This window comes from Microbacterium sp. Leaf436 (assembly GCF_001424715.1).
Lineage (GTDB): Bacteria > Actinomycetota > Actinomycetes > Actinomycetales > Microbacteriaceae > Microbacterium.
On record NZ_LMRB01000003.1, the window covers coordinates 39626 to 63157 of the forward strand.

Below are 23532 nucleotides of genomic sequence, written 5' to 3' on the forward strand. Positions count from 1 at the left end.
ACGGCCTTGAGACGGGCGGCGCGCGCCCGCGTGGCGCAGTGCGGCGCCGTGCGATCCGTCGCGGCCGGGTAATCTGGACTCCCGTGGCTCTTACCATCGGAATCGTCGGCCTTCCCAACGTCGGAAAGTCGACCCTCTTCAACGCTCTGACCAAGAACTCGGTGCTCGCCGCGAACTACCCGTTCGCGACCATCGAGCCCAACGTCGGGGTCGTCAACCTTCCCGATGTGCGACTGCAGCAGCTCGCCGACGTCTTCGGCAGCGAGCGCCTCGTGCCCGCCGCGGTGTCGTTCGTCGACATCGCCGGCATCGTGCGCGGCGCGAGCGAGGGCGAGGGGCTCGGCAACCAGTTCCTCGCGAACATCCGGGAAGCGGATGCCATCGCCCAGGTCGTCCGCGGATTCGCCGACGACGACGTGGTCCACGTCGACGGTGAGGTGAACCCCGCCGGTGACATGGAGACCATCAACGCCGAGCTCGCGCTCGCCGACCTCCAGACCCTCGAGAAGGCCATCACGCGCTACGAGAAAGAGGTCAAGGGCAAGAAGCTCGACCCCTCGGTGCTCGACGCGGCCAAGGCGGCCGAAGACGCGCTTCAGCGCGGGGTGCTGCTCTCGGCATCCAAGATCGACCTCAGCCCCATCCGCGAACTGGGACTGCTGACGGCGAAGCCCTTCATCTTCGTCTTCAACGTCGACGAGGCCGTGCTCACCGACCCGGCGCGCAAGGACGAGCTGGCCGCCCTGGTCGCCCCGGCGAAGGCCGTGTTCCTCGACGCCAAGATCGAGTCCGAGCTGATCGACCTCGACCCCGAGGATGCCGCGGAGCTGCTGGCCTCCACCGGCCAGGACGAGTCGGGTCTCGACCAGCTCGCGCGTATCGGCTTCGACACCCTCGGACTGCAGACCTACCTCACCGCCGGTCCGAAAGAGGCCCGTGCCTGGACGATCCCGCAGGGCGCCAAGGCGCCGCAGGCGGCGGGTGTCATCCACACCGACTTCGAGAAGGGCTTCATCAAGGCCGAGGTCATCTCGTTCGACGACCTCGTCGAGCTCGGCTCGGTTGCCGAGGCCCGCGCGAAGGGCAAGGCGCGCCTCGAGGGCAAGGATTATGTGATGCAGGACGGCGACGTGGTGGAGTTCCGCTTCAACAACTGAGGAGACCCCGAGCGTGGCCTCGCGTCGGGGTGGTGCACAACTCCCGCAATACCGAACCGGACGTGCCGCGTAGCGGCCGACGGACGCGATTCTGCAGGAGCCGTGATCAGCTCGCTGTCAGCGTGTATGTGGGCCGCGTATGGAGCGTGCGCCGTCGTTTTTGTGATGGTCAGCGAAGCTGCTGTGACCGTCGCACGGGTCGCGTGGACCCGTCTGTGTAGGCTGTCGACGACCCAGGGGGGGGGACACATGACCATCGAGGTCGACACGTCTGTCGTTCGAGGGGGCGCCGAGGCATCTGGAGAGCTCGCGTCCGACGTCAATCGCGCGCTGGAGTACTTCGACTCCCATATCGACAAGTCGCAGTCGTGGGTGGCCGGCGAATTGATGAACTGGCTCCTCGCCGAGCACAGCTCATTCGCCGCGAGTGTCGAGTCGGGGCTGCTGCGCTCGAAATCGCTGATGGCCGCCACTCAGGGCGCGTTGAACGACGTCGCTCAGCGCTTCGACGAGAACGAGTACGACGCTCAGGTCACTGTCCGCGATCTGTTCGGAGACCTCGACCCGACGGCGGTGACGACGCCGATCGACGCGGACACGGCTCGTCAGAGCCTCGCGTTCGACTCTCCCGTCGGCGCTCTCGTGGCACCCGAATCGTCCTTGGCCGACCCGGCATTTCAGGTCGTGTGGGGCATCCTCACCTGGCCCGACTATCTTTCGCTGTCCTTCTTGACTCGTAAGCTCATCAATGGCGCTATTCAGCTGGTTCAGCCGGGATGGACTGGCGGCCAGGATGTCTTCGAGTTCCTCGCGCAGAAGCTCAGCGGTGATTGGGACAAGGTTGCACTCGCGGGCAGCGCCTTCGGTCACGTAGGGGATTTCTTCGACGAACTCGCCGGGACTGTTCAAAACCTCGCCGTGGGGGTTTTCGCCTCCTGGACGAGCGGGGAAGGTGCGGACCAGGCGGGCGAGTACTTCGCCGAGCTCGTCGCTGCGTTCGCGGCCCAGCCCGATGTGTACAGCGACCTCGAGACGAAGTACACCAACGCCGCGTGGGCCGCCTACGGGGCATGTCAGGCCATGCTCTCGGCGCTCGACGCGCTCGTTGATGCGATCATCGCCGCGGCGATGGGAGTGTCTTCGGTCGCTGAGGCGGTCGCCGCGCTCTTCACCCTCGGGGGAATGGCGCCCGCCGCCATCGTCACAGCGGTCATCGCTGCGGTGCAGGCGTTCTCTTCGGCCTGGGGCGTGATGATGACCGCGACGTCGACGGCCATCGCGGCCGGAGCGGTCATCGGCTCCGCAACCACCACCATCGAGTTCGTTTCGATCCCGGAGGCCTGACATGGACCGACCCGACGTGTCCGCTGCGCTGTTGCGCACCACGGGTGACGACTTCGCCCTGAACCTGAAGACGAGGCTCTTGGAACTCGCCGCCACGACGGACGACGAGGCTTACGCCAGCCGCTTGCGCCTCGTCGCGAGCGGAAAGCGACCGCTGCGTACCTTGCTGGCGGACCCACAGTGGCGCGAGGCTTTCGGGTCTCAGATGCAGGTTCTCGCGGAGCCGCCGGCGCTCGATGAGCAGCAACGCCGGGCACTCGACGACGCTGTGGACAGGGCGCGGCAACAAGCGGCACCCGTGTCGGAGGAGCAGGCGGCGTCCGACGCCGCCGATGTCATGCGTCGGGCGACCCTCGCGGCGGACTCCATTCGCGAGGAGGAGCTCAACGGCTGGACCTACGTGCACGACTCCGACGATGGGAGCGACGACCCCGCTGAGGACGACCGATGACCCCCGACGCGACGGTGGTCGTGCGGTATGACGAGGCCGACAGAACGGCCGTCGAGCAGACCCTCCGCAAGCTCGTGCGCACGCAGGGCACCCTGATGCTGATCCTCGGGACGTTGCTCGGAGTACTGGTGCTGGTGCCGTTCATCGCCGCGGCGCGTGCCGGCGTCGACGTCTCCTTCTTCCTCGTCGTGGGTGCGCTCCTCGTCGTTCCCCTCGTGCTGATCGTGCTGGGAGTGCGGCAGCTGCGGCGGCGTCCGCGCCTGCCCGAGGTCGCCGTCACGATCACCCCCACCTCCGTGTTTTTTCCGGCCATCGAGCGGCCGTCGGCGCTGGCGCCTCGCCTTCGTGCGGAGGAGTGGCCGCGGGAGGGGACGAGCGTCGAGATCGTCCGTGCGTCCGGTCTGCAGAAGGCGCGCGTCGAGTTCACCCGTCACGACGGAGGCAAGCGACGTCGCCGTTCGATCGCGGCCGACTCCCTCGATGTCGATGCCCGTGTCATCGAGGACGCGCTCCGGGGGTCGCACACTTCCTAGGCGCGCCGCGCTGTGCCTCGGGGTTCGTCGGGGCCCCCACCCTCGACACCGCGGTCACACCAAGAGCAGCCGGACTCGACTCCCTCGGGGCGCGACCTCAGACGGGGACGACCGCGGCCGCGGACCCGGGATGCCGGAAGCCCCGGCCCCTCAGCCCAGGTCGCCCGGGTGGGTCAGCCGCCACCAGAGCGTGGGCTCCTCGATGGTGCCGGAGATCTTCACGTCGGCGCTTGCCGTGTTCGGGCCGGCGGTCCAGGTGACGGTGCCGACGACCTCGCCGTCGGCGTAGCTGCGCGGAGCGACGGTGACGAGCGAGGCGGCGACGGGGGTGTCCGACCAGGTGCGCAATGCGGCGTTCTTGGCGAGCACGATGGTGGCCGTGGACCCCCACGGCGTGGTGATCGTGCCGACCTCATCGCCCAACCGGCCGACGGAGACATCGTGGAACCCGTCTTCGATGCTCTGCAGCAGCGCGCGCACGTCGGCGTCGGTGCTGTCGTGCGTGGCCCCGCCCATGCGCACTCCCGTGATCTTCAACGGTCCACTGACGCCCACGTCGAGGGTCGACGTGAACAGCAGGTTGAACAGGCCGTCGCCGAGGTTGCCGGTCTTCAGCCCGTTGACGCCGAGCGTTCCGAGCAGGTCGTTGGTGTTCGTGACCGTTCCCGGACCGACGACGCTGATCGAGCGGGTGGCGGTGAGGGTCGCGATCACCGGATCGGCGGCGGCGAGGCGGCCCAGGGCGACGAGGTCACCGGGCGTGCTGCTGTTGCGTTCGTCGACGCCCGTGGCATCCACGATCCGGGTGTCGTTCAGCCCTTTCGCGCTCAGCCACGACCGGGCCGCCTGCACGAAAGCGCCCTCCGAGCCGAAGCCCCAGCGGGCCAGGGCCACGGCGTAGTTGCTCGCGGACGGCAGCAGCATCGTCGCCATCGCGTCGCGCTGCGACATCGACGTGCCATCGGGCATGCGGGCGATCGTGACGCCCTGCACGTAGAACTGGTCGTAGAGATCGGTGTCGGCCTTGGTGAACGAGATGGTCGGTCCGGGGTCATTCGGCCCGTCGAGCGGGTGCGCATCGAGCACGACCATCGCCGTGATGAGCTTCGTGACGCTCGCGAGGGGCCGCGGATCGTTGCCGCCCGACGAAGCGAAGGCGCCAGCGGCATCGGGCCCGAGGTAATCCTCTCCGCCCGCCACGCTCACGAGCATGGCCCCCTCGGCGGGAAGGGCGATCGCCGCGGGCGCGCCGGGCGCGACGGCCGACGCCTCCGAGGTGACGGTCGGTGCGGGGAGGGCGGCGGAGGACGCCCACCACATGTATCCGCCGCCGCCGGCGAGCACCATCAGAACCACGACGACGAACGTGACGAGGGCGATCCGACCGGCTCGTCCACTCCCGCGCTGCGCGCCGGGCGACTCGTCGAGAAGGTCGACGAGGTCGTCGAGCGTTCCCGGGCCGGACGACGCGCTCACGGCGCAACCTGGATCGACGGGATGAGGCGAGGGTCAGGGCGCACGCTTCGAACCTAACCCGGTCGGCTTGCTCAGGTCGCGACGAATTTCAAGCCCCCCGAGCCCGAAAGGACGGCGATCTACCGTGATGGCAACGGGAATTACCCGCATACCTAATGGGAGGAGCCGACATGGGACTCGACGACAAGATCAAGAACGCCGCAGAGGACATCACCGGCAAGGCCAAGGAAGCTTTCGGTAAGGCGACCGACAACGAGCGCCTCGAAGCCGAGGGCCAGGCCGATCAGAGCAAGGCCAACGTCAAGAAGGCTGGCGAAAACGTCAAGGACGCCTTCAAGTAAGTCGCCCTCCCCGAATGCCCCGGTCCCGCGCGGATCGGGGCATTCGTCGCTCCGCGGTGCGGGAGTCGACGCGGCGGGCCGGGATAATGGCGGGATGACCGATGCCGCTCCCACCGAGACCCCCACCGTCGTCTCGGGCACCCCCGTCGTCCTGCGCGCCCACGGCTACGAGGCCGCGATCGCCAGTGTCGGCGCCTCGCTGCGCTCCCTGACCCACGAGGGGCGCGATCTCGTCGTGCCGTTCGACGCCGACGAGTTGCGCCCCGCCTACCGCGGGACGACCCTCGCCCCGTGGCCGAACCGGATCGTCGACGGAATTCATCGCTTCGGAGGAGCCGAGCACCAGCTCGCCCTCACCGAACCCGATCGCGGTCACGCCCTGCACGGCCTGTTGTCGTGGGTCAGCTGGAACGTCTCGGATGCCACCGCCGACGCCGTCACGCTGACGGCGGCCGTGCCGGCGCAGGCCGGGTACCCGTGGTGGCTCGTCGTCTCGACCACCTACCGCCTCGGCGACGACGGCCTGACCCAGACCGTGCGCGCCACGAACCTCGCCGACACCCCGGCGCCGTGGGGGACCGGTCCCCACCCCTACCTCGTCGCCGGCTCCGCGCCGCTGGACGCCTGGACCCTGGGACTGCCGGCCGACACCGTGCTCGAGGTGACGCCGGACCGACTCGCACCCGTGGCGCTGGCATCCGTCGCCGGCGACGCCGAACGCTTCGACTTCCGCGCGCCCCGCGTGCTCGGCGCGGTCGAGATCGACCACGCGTACACGGACCTGGTGCGGGATGCCGGTTCACGGGCGACGGTGACCCTCACCGATCCGTCGGGCACGGGAGTGGCCATGAGCTGGGACGCCGCGTGCGCCTGGGTGCAGATCCACACCGCCGACCTGCCTGCCGGCCCCGGAACGCCCGGGCACCGCGCGGGACTCGCAGTGGAGCCCATGACCTGCGCGCCCGACGCGTTCAACGACGACGCCTACGACTTCGACACCGGGGTGGTCGCCCTCGCCCCGGGAGCGTCGCACGAGGCGAGCTGGACGATCTCGGCGCTCTGACGCACGACCGCCCCGTCGCGGAAGCGGCGGGGCGGTTCGTTGTCTGCGAGGGTCAGACGACCTGGGCTCCGCACATTCCGCAGTCGCCGCCGACCGACACCTCGACGAAGCAGTCGGGGCACATCGTGCGCACGGGCCGGTCGGTGATCGGCGTGGGCTTGGAGCTGGGCGTGCGGCGCTCGGCACGAGGAGCGGCCGCGCGGGTGCGCTTCAGCTCGACGGGCGCCGGGGGCGGGGGAGCAGCGGCCGGCGTGTGCTCCTCGCAGTAGAAGCGGACGAATCCGTCGTGGTGCTTGGGGTGGCGATGCTTGACGGCCCACAGCTCGGTGCGCTCGTACAGGCGGCCGTCGGTTCCACAGGCGACGCAGCGGGTGGCGTCGCCGGGGACGACGTCGGCGACGAGGACAGGGGCGTCGAAGCGGATGGCATCCCGCCAGTCCTGCGACGAAACGATCTTCATGGGGGACCCTTCTTTCGGCGGTTCGGGCCGCCTCACCCTCAACGGTACGCTCCTCCCCACCCGACCGGCGACGGGATTCGTGCGCAGAAGGGGTGGACACCGCCTGCGGCCCCCCGGATAGGTTGGAGACAATTCCCCCGCGTCGGTCTTTCGGCGCCTGTCGAAGGAGAAGCATGGAACTCGCCGCATTGGGAGCCGTCGGAGTCATCGTCGCCATCGTCGTGGTGGTGGCGGTCGTCGTCCTCCTGGTCCTCTCGCTCATCATCCGCGGCTGGTACCGCGTCGCCAAGGCCGACGAAGCCCTGGTCATCGTCGGTAAGCGCCAGAAAAGCTCTGACGGCAACTCGTCGCGGATCACCGTCATCACCGGCGGTGGCGCGATCGTCAACCCGCTCACCCAGCGCGGCGAGATGATCTCGCTCCGTGCCCGCCAGATCAAGATGGAGCCCACGGCGCAGTCGTCGACGGGCGTCACCGTGAACGTCAGCGGTGTCGCGCTGGTGAAGATCGGCTCCGACCCCGAATCCGTGCGTCGTGCGGCCGAGCGCTTCGCCTCGCAGGACAAGGCGATCGAGCAGTTCACCACCGAGCAGCTCGAGGGTGCGCTGCGCGGAGTGGTCGCGACCCTGACCGTCGAAGAGCTCATGCGGGACCGCCAGCGGCTGTCGGACCAGATCGCCGAAGGCATCAAGCAGGACCTCTCGTCGCAGGGGCTCATCCTCGACTCGTTCCAGATCCAGGGCATCACCGACCTGAACGGCTACATCTCGGCGCTCGGTGCCACCGAGGTCGAGCGCGTCAAGCGCGAGGCCGAGGTCGCCCGCATCAACGCCGTGCGCGAGATCCGTGCGCGCCAGATCGCCACCGACGAGGCCAACCTGATCGAGCAGACCGCGCTCGACAAGAACAGCGCCGCGGCCAAGGCCGAGGTCGGCCGTGCCAACGCCGAGGCCGAGCAGGCCGAGGCCCTCGCGCGCGCCGAACGCCGCCAGGCCGTGCTCGAGCAGGAGGCGCAGAACACCGAGGCGCGCCTGGAGTCCGAGGTCAACCGCGTCGCCGACGCCGACCTGTACCAGCGTCAGAAGAACGCCGACGCCGACTCGTACGCGCAGATCAAGGCCGCGCAGGCCCGCGCGCAGATCGCCGAGCAAGAGGCCGCGGCCGTGCGCGTGCGCGCCGAGGCCGACGCGCAGTCGGTGCGCCTGGCCGGTGAGGCCCGCGCCGAGGCGATCCGCGCCGAGGCCGAGGCCCTGGCGCACAACCAGGAGGCTCTGCTCGCGCAGCGTGCCCTCGAGGCGCTCGTGCCGATGATGACCGAGTTCGCGAAGGGGTTCGATCGCGTCGGCTCCATCACGGTGCTCGGCGGAGAGGGTGCCAGCGGACACCTCGCTGCGGAATCGGCGACGGGCCTGCGCTCGTCGTTCGAGGCCGTGCGCGCGGCGACCGGCATCGACCTGACGCAGATCATTCAGGGCCGTGCGATGGCCGACGCGTTCGCGAACGCGCAGCACCCGACCACCGCTGCGGCTGCTCCCGCCCCGGCGACGACGCCCACGGCCCCCGAGCCCGGGGCCTGAGCGCGGGGTCGTTCCATGCCCGAAGCCCCCGAAGTCGAGGCGCTCACGCTGTTCCTGCGTGAGCGCCTCGGCGGGCACGTGGTGCGCGACGTCGAGCTCGTCGAGGGGCGCGCGCTCAAGACACGGCCGCGGCCGCTCGACGAGCTCGTGGGGCGCACCGTGACCGGGGTGACCCGGCACGGCAAGCACCTCGACCTCGATCTCGACGGCGTGCACCTCGGCGTGGGCTTCGGTCGGGCCGGGTGGGCGACGTGGACGGACGCGGGCGCGGAGTCCGACGCCGAGCCCGGCTCCGGTTCGGTGGATGCCGTCGCACCGGCGGCGGTGATCGCGCGCCTCGTGCTCGACGACGGCATCCTGGGGATCACCGACGCGGGGGACTGGCTCTCGGTGCAGCTGCACGTCGTCGATACGGCGAACGAGGTTCCATCGGTCGCGAAGCTCGGACCCGATGCCGCCGACCCCGCGTTCTCACGCGAGGCGCTGGCGCACGCTCTCGGCGGACGGCGCAAACAGCTCAAAGCGCTGCTGCAGGAGCAGGAGTCGCTCGCCGGCATCGGCAACGCGTACTCCGACGAGATCCTCTTCGCCGCCCGGCTGTCGCCCGTCGCGCACGCGTCGAGCCTCTCGAGCGACGACGTCTCGCGGTTGCACGCGGCGCTGCACGACACGCTGACCGCCGCCGTGCTGGCGCGGCGGGGCGTCCCCATCGCCCAGCAGAAGGCCGCCAAGGTGGCGGCCATGGCGGTGCACGGTCGCACGGGCGAGCCCTGCCCCGACTGCGGCGGTGTGATCGAGGACATCCCCGGCACGAAGGGCGGCGGGCAGTACTGCCCGTCGTGCCAGGTGCTGCCGGGCTGATCGGCCGCTCGCCTCGTGCGCTGGTCGCGTCGGGTGGTCGCGGGACCGAGGAGTGTCCGTGGGAAACCAGTCGGACCATCGCCCCACCAACGCCCGCTCGGCCGAAACGACGACGGCCCCGAGCCGAAGCCCGGGGCCGTTGCCGACGAAGACGCTCAGGCCGTCTGGCCGGAGTGCTTCCCCTCGGCGACCTCTTCGACGAGCTTCGCATTGAACGCGGGCAGGTCGTCGGGGTTGCGGCTCGAGACGAGCCCCTGGTCGACGTGCACTTCCTCGTCGACCCACGTGGCTCCGGCGTTTCGCAGGTCGGTCTTCAAGGTCGGGTAGCTGGTGAGGGTGCGGCCCTTCAGCACGTCGGCCTCGGTGAGGATCCAGCCCCCGTGGCAGATGACGGCGACCGGCTTGTGCTGGTCGAAGAAATCGCGCGTGAAGGACACGGCATCCTGGACGATGCGGATGTCGTCGGCGTTCTGCACGCCGCCGGGAAGCACGAGGGCATCGAAGTCGGCTGCCGAGGCCGAGCCCACGGCGAGGTCGACGGGCTGCTGGTGCCCCTTCTCGCCGGTGATGCTGCCGTCGGCGGGCGAGACGAGCACGGCTTCGGCGCCCGCGGAGGTGACGGCCTCCCACGGGCTCGTGAGCTCGCTGTCTTCGAATCCGTCGGTGAGCAGGAAGGCGATGCGCTTGCCGGTGAGATCGGTCATGGTGCGACTCTCTCTTTCTCGATTAGGAACGCCTTCCACGCTAGAAACCGCCGCGCGGACGGGGGCGGGGGTTGCGGATGCCGCGCCCCGGCGTTAGCGGTGACGTGCCTCGATCGCCCGGTTGCGTCGGCGGCCCGCCGGAGTCCTGCGCGGGCGTAGCATGGAGCGCATGTCCGCTGACACCACGTCTGAGACGACTTCTGCATCGAAGCCGCTGATCACGCTTCTGAACGCTCCCGTCGAAGAGAAGGACGAGTCTCGCCCCGCGGCGTCGCAGTGCTGCGGCGGCGGTTCCTGCTCGCTCTGAGCCTGCACCCCCGGCGCGCCCGGCCCGTCGTGGTCGTGTCGTCCGGCGCACCGTGATCTGACCTGTACTCCGGGACGTGCGTCCCGGCGCTGTCGTCACTGCGCCTCGCCGCGCGTCGACACCGCCGCGCGCGGTCAGCGTTGCGCGTTTCAGTGCGCGATCGGCGCCGCGCCCTCGGGCTGATCGGCGGGCTTGCGAATGAGGAACGCCCCCACGATCAGGGGCACCGAGATGATCGCGGCGACGAGGAACGCGGCCCGCGTTCCCGCGGCTCCGGCCTCGAGGCCCCCGCCCGCCGCGGCCGAGACCGACGACATCAGCGTGACCAGCAGAGCGATACCGGCGGCGCCGGCGACCTGCTGCACGGTTCCCACGACGGCGGAGCCGTACGAGTAGAACCGGGGCTCGAGCGAACCGAGGGATGCCGTGAACAGCGGCGTGAACGACAGCGCGAGACCGATCATCATGACGGTCTGCACCGCGATGAGCAGCGCGAACGGGGTGTCGGTGCCGACGGTCGTGTAGAACCACAGCGAGCCGCTGGTGATCACGGCGCCCGGCACGAGCAGCACCTGCGTGCCGAAGCGGTCGTAGATGCGCCCGATCACGGGACCCGCGAGGCCCATCGCGAGAGAGCCGGGCAGCACGGCCAGGCCCGTCTCGAGGGGCGTCTTCTCGAGCACCGTCTGCAGGTAGAGGGGCAGCAGCGTGATCGCGCCGAAGAACGCCATCGACATCACGCCGAGCTGCGCCACCGAGAGGGTGAAGTTGCGGGAGCGGAACACGCGCAGGTCGAGCAGGGCGCTGTCGCTGCGCTGGAGCCGTGTCTGACGCCAGACGAAGAGGCCCAGTCCGATCACACCCACCGCGAGCGAGGCGATCAGGGTCACGAGCGAGGTCGACGCGGCATCCGGGTCGGAACCGTGGCCGCCGCCGATCTGGCTGAGGCCGAACACGAGGCCGCCGAAGCCGAGCGCCGAGAGCACCACCGACGGGATGTCGATGGGGGCGTTGCGGGTCTCGCCGAGGTTGTGGATCCAGCGGGCGCCCACGAAGAGGGCGACCAGGGCGATGGGCAGCACGATGCCGAAGATCCAGTGCCACCCGAGCGACTGCAGCACGAGCCCCGACATGGTCGGGCCGATCGCGGGGGCGAGCGCCATGACGATGCTGACGCGCCCCATCATGCGACCGCGCTGCTGCGGCGGCACGATCGTCATGATGGTCGTCATCAGCAACGGCATCATGATGGCGGTCCCCGAGGCCTGGATGACGCGGGCGACGACGAGAACCTCGAAGCCGGGGGCGAGGAAGGCCACGAGCGTACCGGTCGAGAACAGCGACATCGCCGCGATGAAGACCTGACGCGTGGTGAAGCGCTGCAGCAGGAAGCCCGTGATCGGGATGACGACGGCCATCGTCAGCATGAACGCGGTGGTCAGCCACTGCGCGGCGACGGCCGTGATGCCCAGGTCGCGGATGAGGAACGGGATCGCGACGTTCATCGTCGTCTCGTTGAGGATTGCGACGAACGCGGCGGTGAGCAGCAGCCAGATGACGCGGCTCTGCTCGGTGGTCACGCCCGAGGCGGTGGCGGGCGGGGAAGCGACGGGGGTGCCGGTGGCAGCCATGACGAGGTCCTTTTCGTGCGGGGGGCTTCGTGGCGCCGGAGAGGCGACGTGCCTCAGACCGAACGGCGGCGGCCGGCGGGATATTCCGACGTCGAGAGAAATTGGCCGGGACGATGTCGGGGAAGCGCGGGTCGGGGTCTCGCGGCCGCCCTCCGCGGTGCCCGGGCGGGAGCCGGTGTCGGCGGTCGGACGTAGGCTGGCCCGCATGACCCCGGGTGGAGTAGGCGGAAGCATGTTCCGCGGCGTGGACGCCGCCGAACAGCGCCGACGCAACTCCCAGGCACCGCGCGTCGCGAACCTCGGACGACGGGTCGTCGACCTGTTCCGGCCCTATCGCGGTCGCATCGTCATGACGGCGGTGCTCGTGGTGGTGGGGGCCGCGATCGCGGTCATTCCGCCGCTGCTGGTGCAACGCATCTTCGACGACGCGCTCTTCCCGATCGACGGGTCGCGCCCCGATCTGCAGCTGCTCGCCGTGCTGGTCAGCATCATGATGGTGCTGTTCCTCGTGTCGGCGGGGCTGAACGTGGGGCAGACGTGGTTCACGGCGACCGTGGGCAACCGCGTGACGGGCGATCTGCGCACGCGCCTGTTCGATCACCTGCAGTCGATGGAGCTCGGGTTCTTCACCCGCACGAAGACGGGCGTCATCCAGTCGCGTCTGCAGAACGACGTCGGCGGCGTGTCGGGCGTGCTGACCAACACGGTCACCAGCATCCTCGGCAACGCGGTGACGGTGATCGCCTCTCTCGTGGCGATGATCCTCATCGATTGGCGACTGACCCTCATCGCCGTCGCGCTCATGCCGTTCCTCATCTTCGTGCAGCGCCGGGTGGGGCAGGTGCGCGCGCGCATCGCGGGCGAGACGCAGGAGTCCCTGTCGGAGCTCTCGGCGATCACTCAAGAGACGTTGAGCGTGTCCGGCATCCTGCTGTCGAAGTCGTTCAACCGCCAGCGCACCGAGTCGGCGCGCTTCGACGCCGAGAACGACAACCAGGTGCACCTGCAGGTGCGGCGCGCGATGAGCGGCCAGGGCTTCTTCGCGGTGGTCCAGGTCATCATGTCGAGCGTCCCCGCCGTGATCTACCTCGTCGCGGGGTATCTCATCGCCGGTGGCGCGGGTGCCATCACCGCCGGCACCATCGTGGCCTTCACGACCGTGCAGGCGCGGCTGCTCATGCCGCTGATGGGGCTCATGCGCGTGGCGCTCGATGTGCAGACCTCGTCGGCGCTGTTCGCCCGCATCTTCGAGTACCTCGACCTGCGGCCGGCCATCGTCGACGTCCCCGACGCCCTGCCGGTCTCGGCCGCGCCCGGTCCGGTCGGGCGGGTGGAGTTCCGCGACGTGGAGTTCCGCTACCCCGACGCACCCGCGAACGCGCGGCCCACGCTCGACGGGGTCTCGTTCACCGTCGAACCCGGGCAGCACGTGGCGTTCGTGGGCCCCTCGGGAGCGGGCAAGACGACGATCCTGTACCTGACGCCGCGCATGTACGAAGCGTCGGGCGGGGCGGTGCTGTTCTCGGGAGCCGACGTGCGCGACCTCGATCGGGCCTCGATCGTCGACGAGATCGGCATCGTGTCGCAAGAGACGTACCTGTTCCACGCGACGGTGCGCGAGAACCTGCGCTACGCCCGCCCCGAGGCCTCCGACGACGAGATCGAAGCCGCCTGCCGCGCCGCGAACATCCATCACGTCATCGCCGGCTTCGAAGCCGGATACGACACCGTCGTCGGCGAGCGCGGATACCGCCTCTCGGGCGGAGAGAAGCAGCGCATCGCGATCGCGCGCGTGCTGCTCAAAGACCCTCCCGTGCTGCTGCTCGACGAGGCGACGAGTGCTCTCGACACCGTGTCGGAACGCATCGTGCAAGAGGCCCTCGAGACCGCCTCGCACGGGCGCACGACGCTGTCGATCGCGCACCGCCTGTCGACGGTCATCAGCGCCGATCAGATCCACGTCGTCGACGCGGGTCGCATCGTGGAGTCGGGGACCCACTCCGAACTGCTCGCCGCGGGAGGGCTGTACTCCAGCCTCGCTGCCGAGCAGCTCGCCGCCTCGTTCGTCCTCGCCGACGAGCAGCTCGACGCGGCGGGCCTCGCCCGCGCGGCACTGCCCTCCCGCCGGGCGGATGAACCGCCGGAGTGAACGACCGTCGTCGCGGGTCGGGATCGGCCGCAGCGATGAGTGAAGTGACGCCCGACGGCTCGACGGGCGGAGTCGCCCGGCGGCCGCCCTCAGACCGGCAGCGTCTCGAGGAACGCCTCGAGCGCGACGCGGTACGCCGGGTCGGGGTGCGCCTCGGCGATCCGCAACAGGGGCGGAAGATCGAGCGTGCGGATCAGCGCTCCACGCTCGCGGACGGCCGCGTCGGCGCCGGCGGCGCGCAGCAGCGCGATGCCCTCGCCCAGGGCGTCGAGGTAGTCGCGCAGCACGTCCACCTCGGCCAGGCGTTGAGTGATCGATCCGCCATCGCGGCGTTCCCGCCAGTCGACGACGACGTCGGGCACCACGTCGAACGCCGACGCGAGCGTGTACATGCGCTGCGCGAGCACCTGGTCTTCGTAGTAGCGGCCCTCGGGGAAGCGCAGGTCGTGCGCGCGCCAGAAGGCGGTGCGGCTCAGCTTCGACCAGGCGACGATGTTCCCGGATGCCGCCGGGTGCTCCGTCAGCGTGGTGCGCTGCCGCGCCGGGTCGGTGGCGGCGGCGACCCACGGCTGCACGTCGCCGGCCGTGTAGCCGGGCCCGCCGGCATCCGGGCGCAGGCGCACGTACGCACCCACGACGAAGTCGCTGCCGGTGCGGTCGAGGGTGTCGGCGAGGCGTGCCAGGGCGTCGGGGCGATAGCGGTCGTCTGCGTCGAGGAAGGCCGTGTAGGGGGTGTCGACCTCGGCGAGGCCGGTGTTGCGGGCGGCGCCGAGGCCGCGCTGCTCCTCGTGGCGCACGACGCGGAAGCGGGCGTCGGCGGCCGCGGCGTCGGCGAAGATGCGGGTCGTGTCGTCGGTGGAGGCGTCGTCGACGAGGACGGCGGTCCAGTTCGAGTGCGTCTGGCCGCGGACGGAGTCGAGCGCCTCCTCGGCGAAGTCCGCCACGTCGAAGCCGGGGATGATGACGGTGACGGCGGTGGAACTCACCCGCGTGATCCTACGGCGGCGACCGCGGCGACGACGGCATTCGCTACGGGGTCGAGAGATCCGGTGAGCCCCCGCGGCAGGGTGAAGCGCACGGCGGTGCGGGCCTCGTCGTGCGCGATGCCGAGCGCGAGTAGCACGTGCGACGCCTCGTCGCTCCCGGCGGCGCACGCCGATCCGCTCGACGACACGATCCCGCGCCGTTCGAGCTCGAGCAGCACCGTCTCACCGTTCGTACCGGGGAACACGAAGCTGGCGGTGCCGGGCAGTCGTCGCTCGGGGTGGCCGGTGAGGCGCGCGCCCGGGACGAGCGCGAGCACACGGGCGACGAAGGCGTCGCGGAGCGCCGAGACGCGCCGCGCCTCGGCTTCGCGCTCGTCCTCGGCCAGGGTCAAGGCGGTGGCGATCGCGACGGCCCCCGCGACGTCGGGAGTGCCGGAGCGGCGACCGCGCTCCTGACCACCGCCGTGCAGGAGCGGCTCGAAAGGGAGCCGGCCGCGCACGGCGAGGATCCCGGTGCCCTTCGGCGCGCCGATCTTGTGCCCGGCGACGGTGATCGCATCGGCCCCGAGCCCCGCCAGCGGCAGCCACCCGGCGGCCTGGACGGCGTCGAGGTGCAGGGGGACCCCGCGGGCGTGGGCGACGGCGGCGAGGGCGGCGGCATCCTGGATCGTGCCCACCTCGTTGTTCGCGTAGCCCACGCTGACGAGGGCGGTCTCGTCGCGCAGCACGTCGGCGAGGGCGTCGGGGGTCAGCGTGCCGGCGGCATCGACGGGGGCGTAGGTGACCTCGGTGCCGTGGAAACGGGCGAGGTAGTCGGCCGAGGCGAGCACCGACTCGTGTTCGATGGCGGTGGTGACGAGGTGCGTGCGCCCCGAGCCCAGCACGAGACCCTTGAGGGCCGCGTTGTTGGACTCGGTGCCTCCCGAGGTGAACATCACGTCTCCGGCGCGCAGGCCGAGCACCCGGGCGACCCGCGAGCGGGCGTCGTCGAGGGCGGATGCCGCGGCCTCGCCGATCTCGTGGTGGCTCGACGGGTTGCCGAAGAACCGCGTGAGGTAGGGCGCCATGGCCTCGAGCACCTCGGGGCGCACGGGGGTGGTGGCGGCGTTGTCGAGGTAGAGGGTCACGCCGTCTCGATGCGGATGTCCAGCCCGAGGTCGAGCGAGGGCGCGGAGTGGGTGAGGGCGCCGACCGAGATGACGTCGACGCCGGTCTCGGCGATGGCCCGCACGGTGTCGAGGCTCACCCCTCCCGACGCCTCCACCTGGGCGGCTCCGGCGATGCGGGCGACGCCGACGCGGAGGTCGTCGAGCGAGAAGTTGTCCAGCATGATCGTGCCGACCCCGGCGGCGAGCACGGCGTCGATCTGGTCGAGGCGGTCGACCTCGACCTCGACGTGGGTCGTGTGGGGGAGTCGGGCGATCGCGCTCTCGAGGGCCTGCGTCACCGACGTCCCGCTGGCGGTGAGCACGGCGAGGTGGTTGTCCTTCGCCATCACCGCGTCGGACAGTGAGAAACGGTGGTTGTGGCCTCCGCCGTCGCGCACGGCCTGGCGCTCGATCGCTCGTAGGCCCGGGGTGGTCTTGCGAGTGTCCACGATGCGTGCGCCGGTGTGTGCGACCTCGTCGACGTAGCGACGGGTGAGGGTGGCGATGCCCGACATGCGCTGCACGAAGTTGAGGCCGATCCGCTCGGCCGACAGCACCGCCCGCGCGGGACCCGTGACGACGGCGAGCGTCTCGCCGGGGGCGAAGGCGGCGCCGTCGGCCACGCGCATCTCGACGACGACCGAGGGGTCGGTCAGCGTGAACGCGGCCGTGAACACCGCACCGCCGCTGAAGACGCCGGGGACGCGGGCAACCAGCTCGGCCCGCGCGGTGGCGTGCTCGGGGATCAGCGTTTCGCTGGTGAGGTCGCCCCACGGGGCGTCTTCGTCGAGCGCGGCCGAGACGACGCGGTCGATGGCGGTGCGGGTCAGCATGCGGAGACCTCCTGGGGACGGGTACGGGATGCCGGGGTGGTGGGCGAGACGTCGGGTCGCGGCGGCGAGGCATCCCGCGTGCGGGCGCCCGGTGTCACTGTGCCCGGTGTCACTGTGCCCTGTGCCACCGTGCCCTGTGTTGCGGCGGCCGGGGTCCCGGCATCCGGAGCGTCGGAGCGGAAGTGCGCTCCGATCGAGCCCGATCGGGCACGGGCGGCAGCGACGACGTGCGTGGCCACCAGCAGCAGGTTGGCGTCCTCGATCGACCGGGCCGCGGTCTCGGCGCTCCACGCGGCGAGCACCCCGGCGGCGCGCGCGAGGCCGGCGCCATCGCGCACGAGTCCGGCCTCGGCCCAGAGGAGCTTCTGCAGGGCTTCACGTGAGAACGGCGGGGCCTCGGTGGGGGCGGACGTCTGCAGCGGCAGCGCGGGGGCAGCGGCGGGCCACGCCTCGTCACGCGCGACCGCGTCTCCGGCGCGGGCGCCGAACACGGCCCCCTCGAGGAGGGAGTTGGATGCCAGGCGGTTCGCGCCGTGCACTCCGGTGCGCGCCGTCTCGCCCACCGCGTACAGACCCGGCACGCTGCTGCGTCCGTCGAGGTCGGTCACCACGCCGCCCATCAGGTAGTGCGCTGCGGGGGTCACGGCGATCGGGTCGCGCGCCCAGTCGAGCCCGCGCTCGCGCACGGCGGCGTCGATCGTGGGGAAGCGCTCGGCGAGACGCGCGGCGCCGAGGGCGGTGGCATCCAGCCGCACGGGTCGGCCGTCCTGCGCGGCCATGGCCCGGGCGTTCGCGCGGGCGACGACGTCGCGCGGAGCGAGCTCGCCGTCGGGGTGCGCGTCGAAAGCGAAGCGCCGACCCGCCTCGTCGACGAGCACGGCCCCCTCGCCGCGCACGGCCTCGGAGACGAGGAACGGCGCGCCCACCGCGAGCGCGGTGGGGTGGAACTGCACGAACTCGAGGTCGGCGACGGCGGCGCCGGCCCGGATGGCGGCGGCGATGCCGTCACCGGTCGCGCCGAGGGGGTTGGTCGTGTGGGCGTAGAGCTGGCCCGCGCCGCCCGTCGCGAGGATCACCGCGTCGGCGGTGAGGCGCTCGCCGTCGGCGAGCTCCACGCCCGTGACGCGACCGTCGTCGAGGATCAGGTCGCGCAGCAGCGCGTGCTCGCGCACCGCGACACCCGCCGTGCGCACGGCGGCCCCGAGCGCCGCCTGGATCGCGGCTCCCGTGGCGTCGCCGCCGGCGTGCAGCACGCGGGGACGGGCGTGGGCGGCCTCGAGACCGCGGGCGAAGTCGCCGTCGACGCCCCGGTCGAACGCGACACCGCGCGCGACGAGCTCGACGATGCGCGTCGGCCCCTCGCCCACCAGCACGTCGACCGCGGAGGGATCGTTCATCCCCACGCCGGCGGTGAGCGTGTCGGCCGCGTGCGAGGCGACGTCATCGAGGGGAGAGGTCACCGCGGCGATGCCGCCCTGGGCCCAGCGCGTGTTCGTGTCGGCCACCGCGCCCTTGGTCACGACGGTCACCGCGCATCCGTTCTCGGCCGCGTGGAGCGCTGCCGTCAGGCCGGCGATGCCGCTGCCGACGACGACGACCGTGGTCATTTCACGGCGCCGCTGGGCTTGGCCGCGAGCATGCGCTCGAGGGCGACGGTGGCCGGGGCCGCGACCTCGGTCGGCACGGTGATGCGGTTGACGACCTCGCCCGCGACGAGCGACTCGAGCACCCACGCGAGGTAGCCGGGGTGGATGCGGTACATCGTCGAGCAGGGGCAGACGACGGGGTCGAGGCAGAAGATCTCGTGCTGCGGATACTGCGCGGCCAGGCGCTGCACGAGGTTGATCTCGGTGCCGATCGCGAAGGTGGTGGGTTCTGTGGCCGCGGCGATGGCCTTGCGGATGAGGTCGGTCGACCCCGCCTCGTCGGCCGCGTCGACGACGTCCATCGGGCACTCGGGGTGCACGATCACGCGCACTCCGGGGTGCTCCACGCGGGCGCGGTCGATCTGCTCGACGGTGAAGCGTCGGTGCACCGAGCAGAAGCCGTGCCACAGGATGACGCGGCTGTCGACGATCTGCGCGTCCGACGACCCGCCGAGGGGCTTGCGGGGGTTCCACATCGGCATCTGCTCGAGCGGCACCCCCATGGCCTTGGCGGTGTTGCGGCCCAGGTGCTGGTCGGGGAAGAACAGCACGCGGCGCCCGCGCGCGAACGCCCACTCCAGCACCGTCCGGGCGTTGGACGAGGTGCAGACGATGCCGCCGTGGCGCCCGACGAAGCCCTTGATGGCGGCGCTGGAGTTCATGTACGTCACCGGGATCACCGGCACGAGGCCCTCGGCATCCGGGGTGTCGAGATCGCCCAGCACGTCGGCGAGCTGCTCCCAGCACTCCTCGACCTGGTCGATGTCGGCCATGTCGGCCATGGAGCACCCGGCGGCGAGGTTCGGCAGGATCACGGCCTGCTCGGGCCGCGAGAGCAGGTCGGCGGTCTCGGCCATGAAGTGCACGCCGCAGAACACGATGGCCTCGGCCTCGGGCCGGTCCTTTGCGGCATTCGCCAGCTGGAACGAGTCCCCCACGTAGTCGGCGTGGCGCACGACCTCTTCGCGCTGGTAGAAGTGCCCGAGCACGACGACCCGGTCGCCGAGCGTCGCTTTCGCCGCGCGGATGCGGGCGTCGAGCTCGTCGTCGGAGGCGTCGCGGTACGCCTGCGGCAGTTCGCCCTGGCGGGGAGCGCCGGTGGGGATGACGTCTCCCATCGACGAGCCCGGACCGTAGCCCGGGCGGGTGTCGAAGTCCCAGGGGCCGACCGCGAGGTCGGTGGTGCAGGTGGCGTCGATCGAGGCGCCGGAGACGATGGCCTGGATCGCGTGGTCGACGCTCGGGTCGATCGCGGGACGCGGCTGCAGGGTGAGGGGCGTGGCGGACATGGGCGTTCCGATCAGTGACGGGACGGGAGGGGGCCGCGGTCGGCCAGCTCCACGTCGCGGTTGTAGCGGTACAGGCGGGCGGGGCGGTGGCTTCCGGTGCGGAAGCGCTCGGTGGGAATGAGGGTGTCGGACGTGTCGACCTGGCGGCGGAAGTTCGCCGGGTCGAGGCGTTTGCCGAGGATGGTCTCGTTGACCTCGCGGAGGTCGGCGAGCGTGAACTCGTCGGGGAGCAGCCCGTGCGCGATGCGGCTGTAGCCGACCTTGTTGCGCAGGCGCCACAGCGTGTACTCGACGATGTGGTCGTGGTCGAAGGCGAGAGCGGGCAGGGCGGTCGCGTCGAACCACTCGACGTTCTCGGGGGCGTCGCCCTGGCGGGCGTGGGCGGCGACCTGCGCGTCGACCTCGTCGGAGCGCAGCAGCGCCCAGTACACGATCGACACCACGCGGGTGGGGGAGCGGTCGACGGCGCCGAACGCGTACAGCTGCTCGAGGTAGCTGGGGGTCAGCCCGGTGGTCTCGGCGAGGGTCCGGGATGCCGCCGTGTCGAGCTCTTCGGTCGCGTCGAGCCAGCCGCCCGGCAGCGCCCACCGCCCGTCGAAGGGGTCGCGGGTGCGGCGCACCAGCGGGAGCGACAGGACGGGTTCGTCGTCGGCGCCGCGGCGCACGCTGAAGATCACGGTCGACACCGCGACGCGCACGTCGGCGTCGCGGGACTCGGGCTCAGGGGTTCGTGTCATGGTGACCATATCTCCGGGATCGATCTTAGTGTCATCCCGACCCGAAGGGCGAATCGCTGACCGCTGTCCGTGGTGACGGGGCGGCGGGTCACGGCCGAGTGGGCGGTCCGGGGCACGATTGGCGCACTGGGGTGGGCGATATCCGCCCCAATGCGCCAATCGCGCCCCGAACCGCGGCGACCGCGGGATCGAGGAGCGGGCGCGGGGCTCTTCGCCCCGGAACCGCGCCCGCCCGCCCCGGCCGCGTCGAAAGGGTTCTCTCAGACGCGCGGCTTAGCGTGAGAGTCGGATTGGGGAGGTCGGATGCCGATCATCGACATCGTTCTGATCGCCCTTCTGGCGATCGCGCTCATCACGGGCCTCTCGCGAGGTTTCCTCGCCACGATCGGCTTCTTCGCGGGCCTCGCGGTCGGCGCCGTCGCCGCGTACTGGGTGACGCCGTTCGTCGGCCAGTGGATCACCGAGCCGGCCTGGCGGGGCCCCGCGATGATCGGCGCCGGCATCCTGCTGCTGCTCATCGGCTCGGGTCTCGGCAGCGCCCTGGGCGGCTTCTTCCGTCGGGGCGCCGACCGCATCAAGCTCCGCGTCCCCGAGCGTCTGCTCGGTGGGGTCGTCAACGTCGCCGCGGCCGCGCTCGCCGTGTCGTTCGTCGCCGGATCGCTCACCCCGGTCGGAGTTCCCGTCGTGTCGGCGGCGCTGGGCTCGTCGGCGGTCATCCGGACGATCGACGACCTCATCCCCGCCCCCGTGCGCGGTGCGCTCGCCGAGTTGCGCGGAACGGTCTTCGCCGAGGGGATCCCCCGCCTCGGCGAGCTCATCCAGATCGGGACCGTGCCGAGCGCCCCGGCGGTCGCCCTCGACGACCCCGCGCTGACGCAGGCCGCGCAGTCGGTCGCGCGGATCTCGGGCACCGCCTACGCCTGCGGCATCACCTCGAGCGGCTCGGGGTTCGTCGTGGCGGCCGACCGCATCGTCACCAACGCGCACGTCGTCGCCGGCGTCGACACGCCCCTCGTCGAGCTGCCCGGCCGCCCCGCGCGCGAGGGGCGGGTGGTCTACTTCGACCCGACCGACGACATCGCCGTGGTCTCGGTCGACGGTCTCGATGCCGCGCCCCTGCCGATCTCCCCGACCCTCGAGGTGGGGGCTTCCGCCGTGGTGCAGGGGTACCCGGGCGGGGGACCGTTCACCTCGGGCAGCGCCCAGGTGCTGTCGTCGGGCACCGTCCCCGTTCCCGACATCTACGACACCTCCTCGGTGCCGCGAGACATCTACGCGCTGGCCGCGGTGGTCCGGCCGGGGAACTCGGGGGGACCTCTGCTGACGACGACGGGTGAGATCGCGGGCATCGTCTTCGCCCGTAGCGACACCGACGACAACGTCGGCTACGCGATGACCCCCGCCGAGCTGCTCCCCGTGGTGGCGCAGATGGACGCCCTGTCGGCGCCCGTCGCCTCGGGAAGCTGCACGCGCCGCTGAACGGGGTGCCGGGGCGACGGCCCCGCGCCGGGGGCGGACCCTTCCACATCCGGTGCTCGCGGACAACCGGGCAGCCGGCGGCCGTCGCCGTTTCCTACCGTGGAGGGATGAGCCAGAAGACAACGCTTCGCACGGTGTCCACCGCCCTCGCCGCCTCGACGGTCGTCCTGCTCCTCGCAGGGTGCGTCGGACAGAGCAGCTCCGAACCCTCCGCCTCGACCCCGCCCGCATCTCCGAGCAGCCCGTCCATCACGGCTTCGGCCCCGGCTTCGCCCTCCGCCGACGGGGTGAGCGAATCGGAGGCCGTGAGCCTCGTCGAGGACTACCTGACGGCGTTCCAGGAGGAGCGTTTCGCCGACGCCTACACGCTGCTGTCCGAGGGGGCGCAGTCGATCGCGGGGCCCGCCGAACGGTTCGCCGACACGGCCGTCGGCGGGTTCGTCCGCGTCGACGACGCCACCGGATATCTCGGAACGGACGGCGTGATCACCGCGGGGCCGGGGCCGGTCGACGATGCGGTCCTCGTCACGGCCGTCGCCGACCGCCACGCCGATGCGTGGATCGTGCGGGACACACCGGAAGGCCCCCGCATCGACGATGCCGGCGTTCCCCTCACCGGACAGAGCCCGTACGAGTGGGTGAATCCCGCCTCCGGGCCCGAAGACATCCGCGACGTGACGGCCGTGGACCCCACGGCACCCGCCGCGATCGTCTTCGCCGATCGGGGAGACGGCGCTGAGGACGGTGCCAGCCTCGTGGGTGATCCGGATCAGATCGTCGCCTACATCGGCACGACGGAGGTCACCGCCTCCGCTGCGGCCTCCGAGTCGCAGCGCCGGTGGGACATCGCCCTCGACAGTGTCGTGCCCTCGGCCGACGTGCAGCCCCTCACCGTCGCCTGGAGGGTCAGCGACGACATCGACGTCTGGCGCACCAGCACCACGCCCCTGTACACCGGGTGAGGGGAGCCCGGGGCCCGCGGCGGTGAGGGCGACGTGGGCGATCGAGGCCGCGGCATCCGGCGTCGTTCACCGCGGGGCTGGACAGAGCGCCGCGGGCCTCCGCTAGGCTGACCCCACAAGTCCACACCGGCCCCATGATCGATGCGGGAGAGCTCCGGCGAACGCAGCCGGGCACCGAAGGAGCAAGCCTCCCCGCCAATCTCTCAGGTACGCGTACCGCGTCGATCGGGCCACTCTGGAAAGTGATCCGGGTGCACCGCGCCGGATCCGCCGACGGTGAAAGCCCGCGCATCCTGTTCGTCGAACGGATGCCGTGGCGAAACTCTCAGGCCCATGACAGAGGGGGAGTTCTCCAGGCGCCGACCGGCGTCTGTCCGTCATCGCGAACGGCAGAACTC

General features: G+C 71.2%; 22 protein-coding genes and 2 riboswitches. Of the genes, 12 read left to right on the forward strand and 10 right to left on the reverse strand.

Annotated elements, in window-relative coordinates; translation table 11 throughout:
* Positions 1-83 precede the first annotated feature (83 nt).
* The 4 genes from ychF (at position 84) to ASG45_RS09150 (ending at position 3485) form a co-directional block, all read left to right on the forward strand.
* Positions 84-1157: a redox-regulated ATPase YchF gene (gene ychF, locus ASG45_RS09135; RefSeq protein WP_055836124.1), complete on the forward strand. Its 1074-nt coding sequence runs from the start codon at positions 84-86 to the stop codon at positions 1155-1157.
* A gap of 249 nt (positions 1158-1406) precedes the next feature.
* A complete protein-coding gene (locus ASG45_RS09140) occupies positions 1407-2501 on the forward strand; it encodes a hypothetical protein (RefSeq protein WP_156459415.1) in 1095 nt (364 codons plus the stop codon).
* A gap of 1 nt (position 2502) precedes the next feature.
* Positions 2503-2952, forward strand: coding sequence for a hypothetical protein (locus ASG45_RS09145; RefSeq protein WP_055836132.1), 450 nt, complete (start codon positions 2503-2505; stop codon positions 2950-2952).
* Positions 2949-3485: a hypothetical protein gene (locus ASG45_RS09150; RefSeq protein ID WP_055836134.1), complete on the forward strand. Its 537-nt coding sequence runs from the start codon at positions 2949-2951 to the stop codon at positions 3483-3485. The genes ASG45_RS09145 and ASG45_RS09150 overlap by 4 nt, the downstream gene beginning before the upstream one ends.
* A 150-nt stretch (positions 3486-3635) precedes the next feature.
* Here ASG45_RS09150 and ASG45_RS09155 read toward each other — a convergent pair whose 3' ends face one another.
* The gene (locus ASG45_RS09155; protein ID WP_235561594.1) at positions 3636-4961 is read right to left on the reverse strand and encodes a D-alanyl-D-alanine carboxypeptidase family protein; all 1326 of its coding nucleotides are present in this window, start codon (positions 4959-4961) and stop codon (positions 3636-3638) included.
* A gap of 170 nt (positions 4962-5131) precedes the next feature.
* On the opposite strand from ASG45_RS09155, the gene ASG45_RS09160 reads away from it, so the two are divergent.
* Together ASG45_RS09160 and ASG45_RS09165 are read left to right on the forward strand one after the other, a co-directional pair.
* Positions 5132-5302, forward strand: a complete 171-nt coding sequence (locus ASG45_RS09160) for a CsbD family protein (protein ID WP_055836137.1) — start codon at positions 5132-5134, stop codon at positions 5300-5302.
* A 94-nt stretch (positions 5303-5396) separates the two neighbouring features.
* On the forward strand, positions 5397-6365 hold the full coding sequence (locus ASG45_RS09165; RefSeq protein WP_055836140.1) for an aldose 1-epimerase family protein: 969 nt from the start codon (positions 5397-5399) through the stop codon (positions 6363-6365).
* A 52-nt stretch (positions 6366-6417) separates the two neighbouring features.
* Here the strand turns inward: ASG45_RS09165 and ASG45_RS09170 are convergent, their stop codons facing one another.
* The gene (locus ASG45_RS09170; protein ID WP_055836143.1) at positions 6418-6825 is read right to left on the reverse strand and encodes a hypothetical protein; all 408 of its coding nucleotides are present in this window, start codon (positions 6823-6825) and stop codon (positions 6418-6420) included.
* Positions 6826-6998: 173 nt separating this feature from the next.
* Here ASG45_RS09170 and ASG45_RS09175 point away from each other — a divergent pair, with 173 nt between their 5' ends.
* Together ASG45_RS09175 and ASG45_RS09180 are read left to right on the forward strand one after the other, a co-directional pair.
* Positions 6999-8402 carry a flotillin family protein gene (locus tag ASG45_RS09175; RefSeq protein ID WP_055836146.1) on the forward strand — a complete coding sequence of 468 codons (1404 nt, stop codon included), beginning with the start codon at positions 6999-7001 and terminating at the stop codon, positions 8400-8402.
* A 15-nt stretch (positions 8403-8417) separates the two neighbouring features.
* The gene (locus ASG45_RS09180; RefSeq protein WP_055836149.1) at positions 8418-9263 is read left to right on the forward strand and encodes a DNA-formamidopyrimidine glycosylase family protein; all 846 of its coding nucleotides are present in this window, start codon (positions 8418-8420) and stop codon (positions 9261-9263) included.
* 155 nt (positions 9264-9418) lie between these two features.
* Here the strand turns inward: ASG45_RS09180 and ASG45_RS09185 are convergent, their stop codons facing one another.
* Positions 9419-9967 carry a type 1 glutamine amidotransferase domain-containing protein gene (locus ASG45_RS09185; protein ID WP_055836152.1) on the reverse strand — a complete coding sequence of 183 codons (549 nt, stop codon included), beginning with the start codon at positions 9965-9967 and terminating at the stop codon, positions 9419-9421.
* A gap of 169 nt (positions 9968-10136) precedes the next feature.
* Here ASG45_RS09185 and ASG45_RS16190 point away from each other — a divergent pair, with 169 nt between their 5' ends.
* Positions 10137-10274, forward strand: coding sequence for a hypothetical protein (locus ASG45_RS16190; RefSeq protein ID WP_156459416.1), 138 nt, complete (start codon positions 10137-10139; stop codon positions 10272-10274).
* Positions 10275-10423: 149 nt separating this feature from the next.
* Here the strand turns inward: ASG45_RS16190 and ASG45_RS09190 are convergent, their stop codons facing one another.
* Positions 10424-11905: an MDR family MFS transporter gene (locus ASG45_RS09190; protein ID WP_055836156.1), complete on the reverse strand. Its 1482-nt coding sequence runs from the start codon at positions 11903-11905 to the stop codon at positions 10424-10426.
* A gap of 232 nt (positions 11906-12137) precedes the next feature.
* Here ASG45_RS09190 and ASG45_RS09195 point away from each other — a divergent pair, with 232 nt between their 5' ends.
* Entirely contained in the window at positions 12138-14054 is a 1917-nt protein-coding gene (locus tag ASG45_RS09195; protein ID WP_235561595.1) for an ABC transporter ATP-binding protein, read from the forward strand.
* Between the two features lie 89 nt (positions 14055-14143).
* Here ASG45_RS09195 and ASG45_RS09200 read toward each other — a convergent pair whose 3' ends face one another.
* Genes ASG45_RS09200 through ASG45_RS09225 form a run of 6 tightly spaced genes read right to left on the reverse strand, consistent with a single transcriptional unit; the run spans position 14144 to position 20693 of the window.
* Entirely contained in the window at positions 14144-15040 is an 897-nt protein-coding gene (locus ASG45_RS09200) for a glycosyltransferase family 2 protein (RefSeq protein WP_082516545.1), read from the reverse strand.
* Positions 15037-16167, reverse strand: a complete 1131-nt coding sequence (locus tag ASG45_RS09205) for a cysteine desulfurase family protein (protein WP_082516546.1) — start codon at positions 16165-16167, stop codon at positions 15037-15039. Before ASG45_RS09205 ends, ASG45_RS09200 begins: the two co-directional genes overlap by 4 nt.
* Positions 16164-17021 carry a carboxylating nicotinate-nucleotide diphosphorylase gene (gene nadC, locus ASG45_RS09210; protein WP_055836162.1) on the reverse strand — a complete coding sequence of 286 codons (858 nt, stop codon included), beginning with the start codon at positions 17019-17021 and terminating at the stop codon, positions 16164-16166. Before nadC ends, ASG45_RS09205 begins: the two co-directional genes overlap by 4 nt.
* Positions 17015-18628: an L-aspartate oxidase gene (gene nadB, locus ASG45_RS09215; protein ID WP_082516547.1), complete on the reverse strand. Its 1614-nt coding sequence runs from the start codon at positions 18626-18628 to the stop codon at positions 17015-17017. The genes nadC and nadB overlap by 7 nt, the downstream gene beginning before the upstream one ends.
* Positions 18625-19956 carry a quinolinate synthase NadA gene (gene nadA / locus ASG45_RS09220; RefSeq protein ID WP_055836165.1) on the reverse strand — a complete coding sequence of 444 codons (1332 nt, stop codon included), beginning with the start codon at positions 19954-19956 and terminating at the stop codon, positions 18625-18627. The genes nadB and nadA overlap by 4 nt, the downstream gene beginning before the upstream one ends.
* Before the next feature lie 11 nt (positions 19957-19967).
* On the reverse strand, positions 19968-20693 hold the full coding sequence (locus tag ASG45_RS09225) for an NUDIX hydrolase (RefSeq protein WP_055837813.1): 726 nt from the start codon (positions 20691-20693) through the stop codon (positions 19968-19970).
* Positions 20694-20996: 303 nt separating this feature from the next.
* Here ASG45_RS09225 and ASG45_RS09230 point away from each other — a divergent pair, with 303 nt between their 5' ends.
* Both ASG45_RS09230 and ASG45_RS09235 read left to right on the forward strand, forming a co-directional pair.
* A complete protein-coding gene (locus tag ASG45_RS09230) occupies positions 20997-22172 on the forward strand; it encodes a MarP family serine protease (protein ID WP_055836168.1) in 1176 nt (391 codons plus the stop codon).
* Between the two features lie 107 nt (positions 22173-22279).
* Positions 22280-23134 (forward strand): hypothetical protein, encoded by an 855-nt coding sequence (locus tag ASG45_RS09235; protein ID WP_055836171.1) that lies wholly within the window; start codon positions 22280-22282, stop codon positions 23132-23134.
* A 134-nt stretch (positions 23135-23268) separates the two neighbouring features.
* Positions 23269-23363, forward strand: a riboswitch (glycine riboswitch).
* A riboswitch (glycine riboswitch) is annotated at positions 23364-23484 on the forward strand.
* The last annotated feature ends 48 nt before the right edge of the window (positions 23485-23532 follow it).

What these genes read in the sequence shown, in the direction of transcription:
- ASG45_RS09140 (WP_156459415.1), top strand. Translation starts at nt 1,407, where the DNA reads ATGACCATCGAGGTCGACACGTCTGTCGTTCGAGGGGGCGCCGAGGCA.
- ASG45_RS09145 (WP_055836132.1), top strand. Translation starts at nt 2,503, where the DNA reads ATGGACCGACCCGACGTGTCCGCTGCGCTGTTGCGCACCACGGGTGAC.
- ASG45_RS09150 (WP_055836134.1), top strand. Translation starts at nt 2,949, where the DNA reads ATGACCCCCGACGCGACGGTGGTCGTGCGGTATGACGAGGCCGACAGA.
- ASG45_RS09160 (WP_055836137.1), top strand. Translation starts at nt 5,132, where the DNA reads ATGGGACTCGACGACAAGATCAAGAACGCCGCAGAGGACATCACCGGC.
- ASG45_RS09165 (WP_055836140.1), top strand. Translation starts at nt 5,397, where the DNA reads ATGACCGATGCCGCTCCCACCGAGACCCCCACCGTCGTCTCGGGCACC.
- ASG45_RS09170 (WP_055836143.1), bottom strand. Translation starts at nt 6,825, where the DNA reads ATGAAGATCGTTTCGTCGCAGGACTGGCGGGATGCCATCCGCTTCGAC.
- ASG45_RS09175 (WP_055836146.1), top strand. Translation starts at nt 6,999, where the DNA reads ATGGAACTCGCCGCATTGGGAGCCGTCGGAGTCATCGTCGCCATCGTC.
- ASG45_RS09180 (WP_055836149.1), top strand. Translation starts at nt 8,418, where the DNA reads ATGCCCGAAGCCCCCGAAGTCGAGGCGCTCACGCTGTTCCTGCGTGAG.
- ASG45_RS09185 (WP_055836152.1), bottom strand. Translation starts at nt 9,967, where the DNA reads ATGACCGATCTCACCGGCAAGCGCATCGCCTTCCTGCTCACCGACGGA.
- ASG45_RS16190 (WP_156459416.1), top strand. Translation starts at nt 10,137, where the DNA reads ATGTCCGCTGACACCACGTCTGAGACGACTTCTGCATCGAAGCCGCTG.
- ASG45_RS09190 (WP_055836156.1), bottom strand. Translation starts at nt 11,905, where the DNA reads ATGGCTGCCACCGGCACCCCCGTCGCTTCCCCGCCCGCCACCGCCTCG.
- ASG45_RS09195 (WP_235561595.1), top strand. Translation starts at nt 12,138, where the DNA reads ATGTTCCGCGGCGTGGACGCCGCCGAACAGCGCCGACGCAACTCCCAG.
- nadC (WP_055836162.1), bottom strand. Translation starts at nt 17,021, where the DNA reads ATGCTGACCCGCACCGCCATCGACCGCGTCGTCTCGGCCGCGCTCGAC.
- nadB (WP_082516547.1), bottom strand. Translation starts at nt 18,628, where the DNA reads ATGACCACGGTCGTCGTCGTCGGCAGCGGCATCGCCGGCCTGACGGCA.
- nadA (WP_055836165.1), bottom strand. Translation starts at nt 19,956, where the DNA reads ATGTCCGCCACGCCCCTCACCCTGCAGCCGCGTCCCGCGATCGACCCG.
- ASG45_RS09225 (WP_055837813.1), bottom strand. Translation starts at nt 20,693, where the DNA reads ATGACACGAACCCCTGAGCCCGAGTCCCGCGACGCCGACGTGCGCGTC.
- ASG45_RS09230 (WP_055836168.1), top strand. Translation starts at nt 20,997, where the DNA reads ATGCCGATCATCGACATCGTTCTGATCGCCCTTCTGGCGATCGCGCTC.
- ASG45_RS09235 (WP_055836171.1), top strand. Translation starts at nt 22,280, where the DNA reads ATGAGCCAGAAGACAACGCTTCGCACGGTGTCCACCGCCCTCGCCGCC.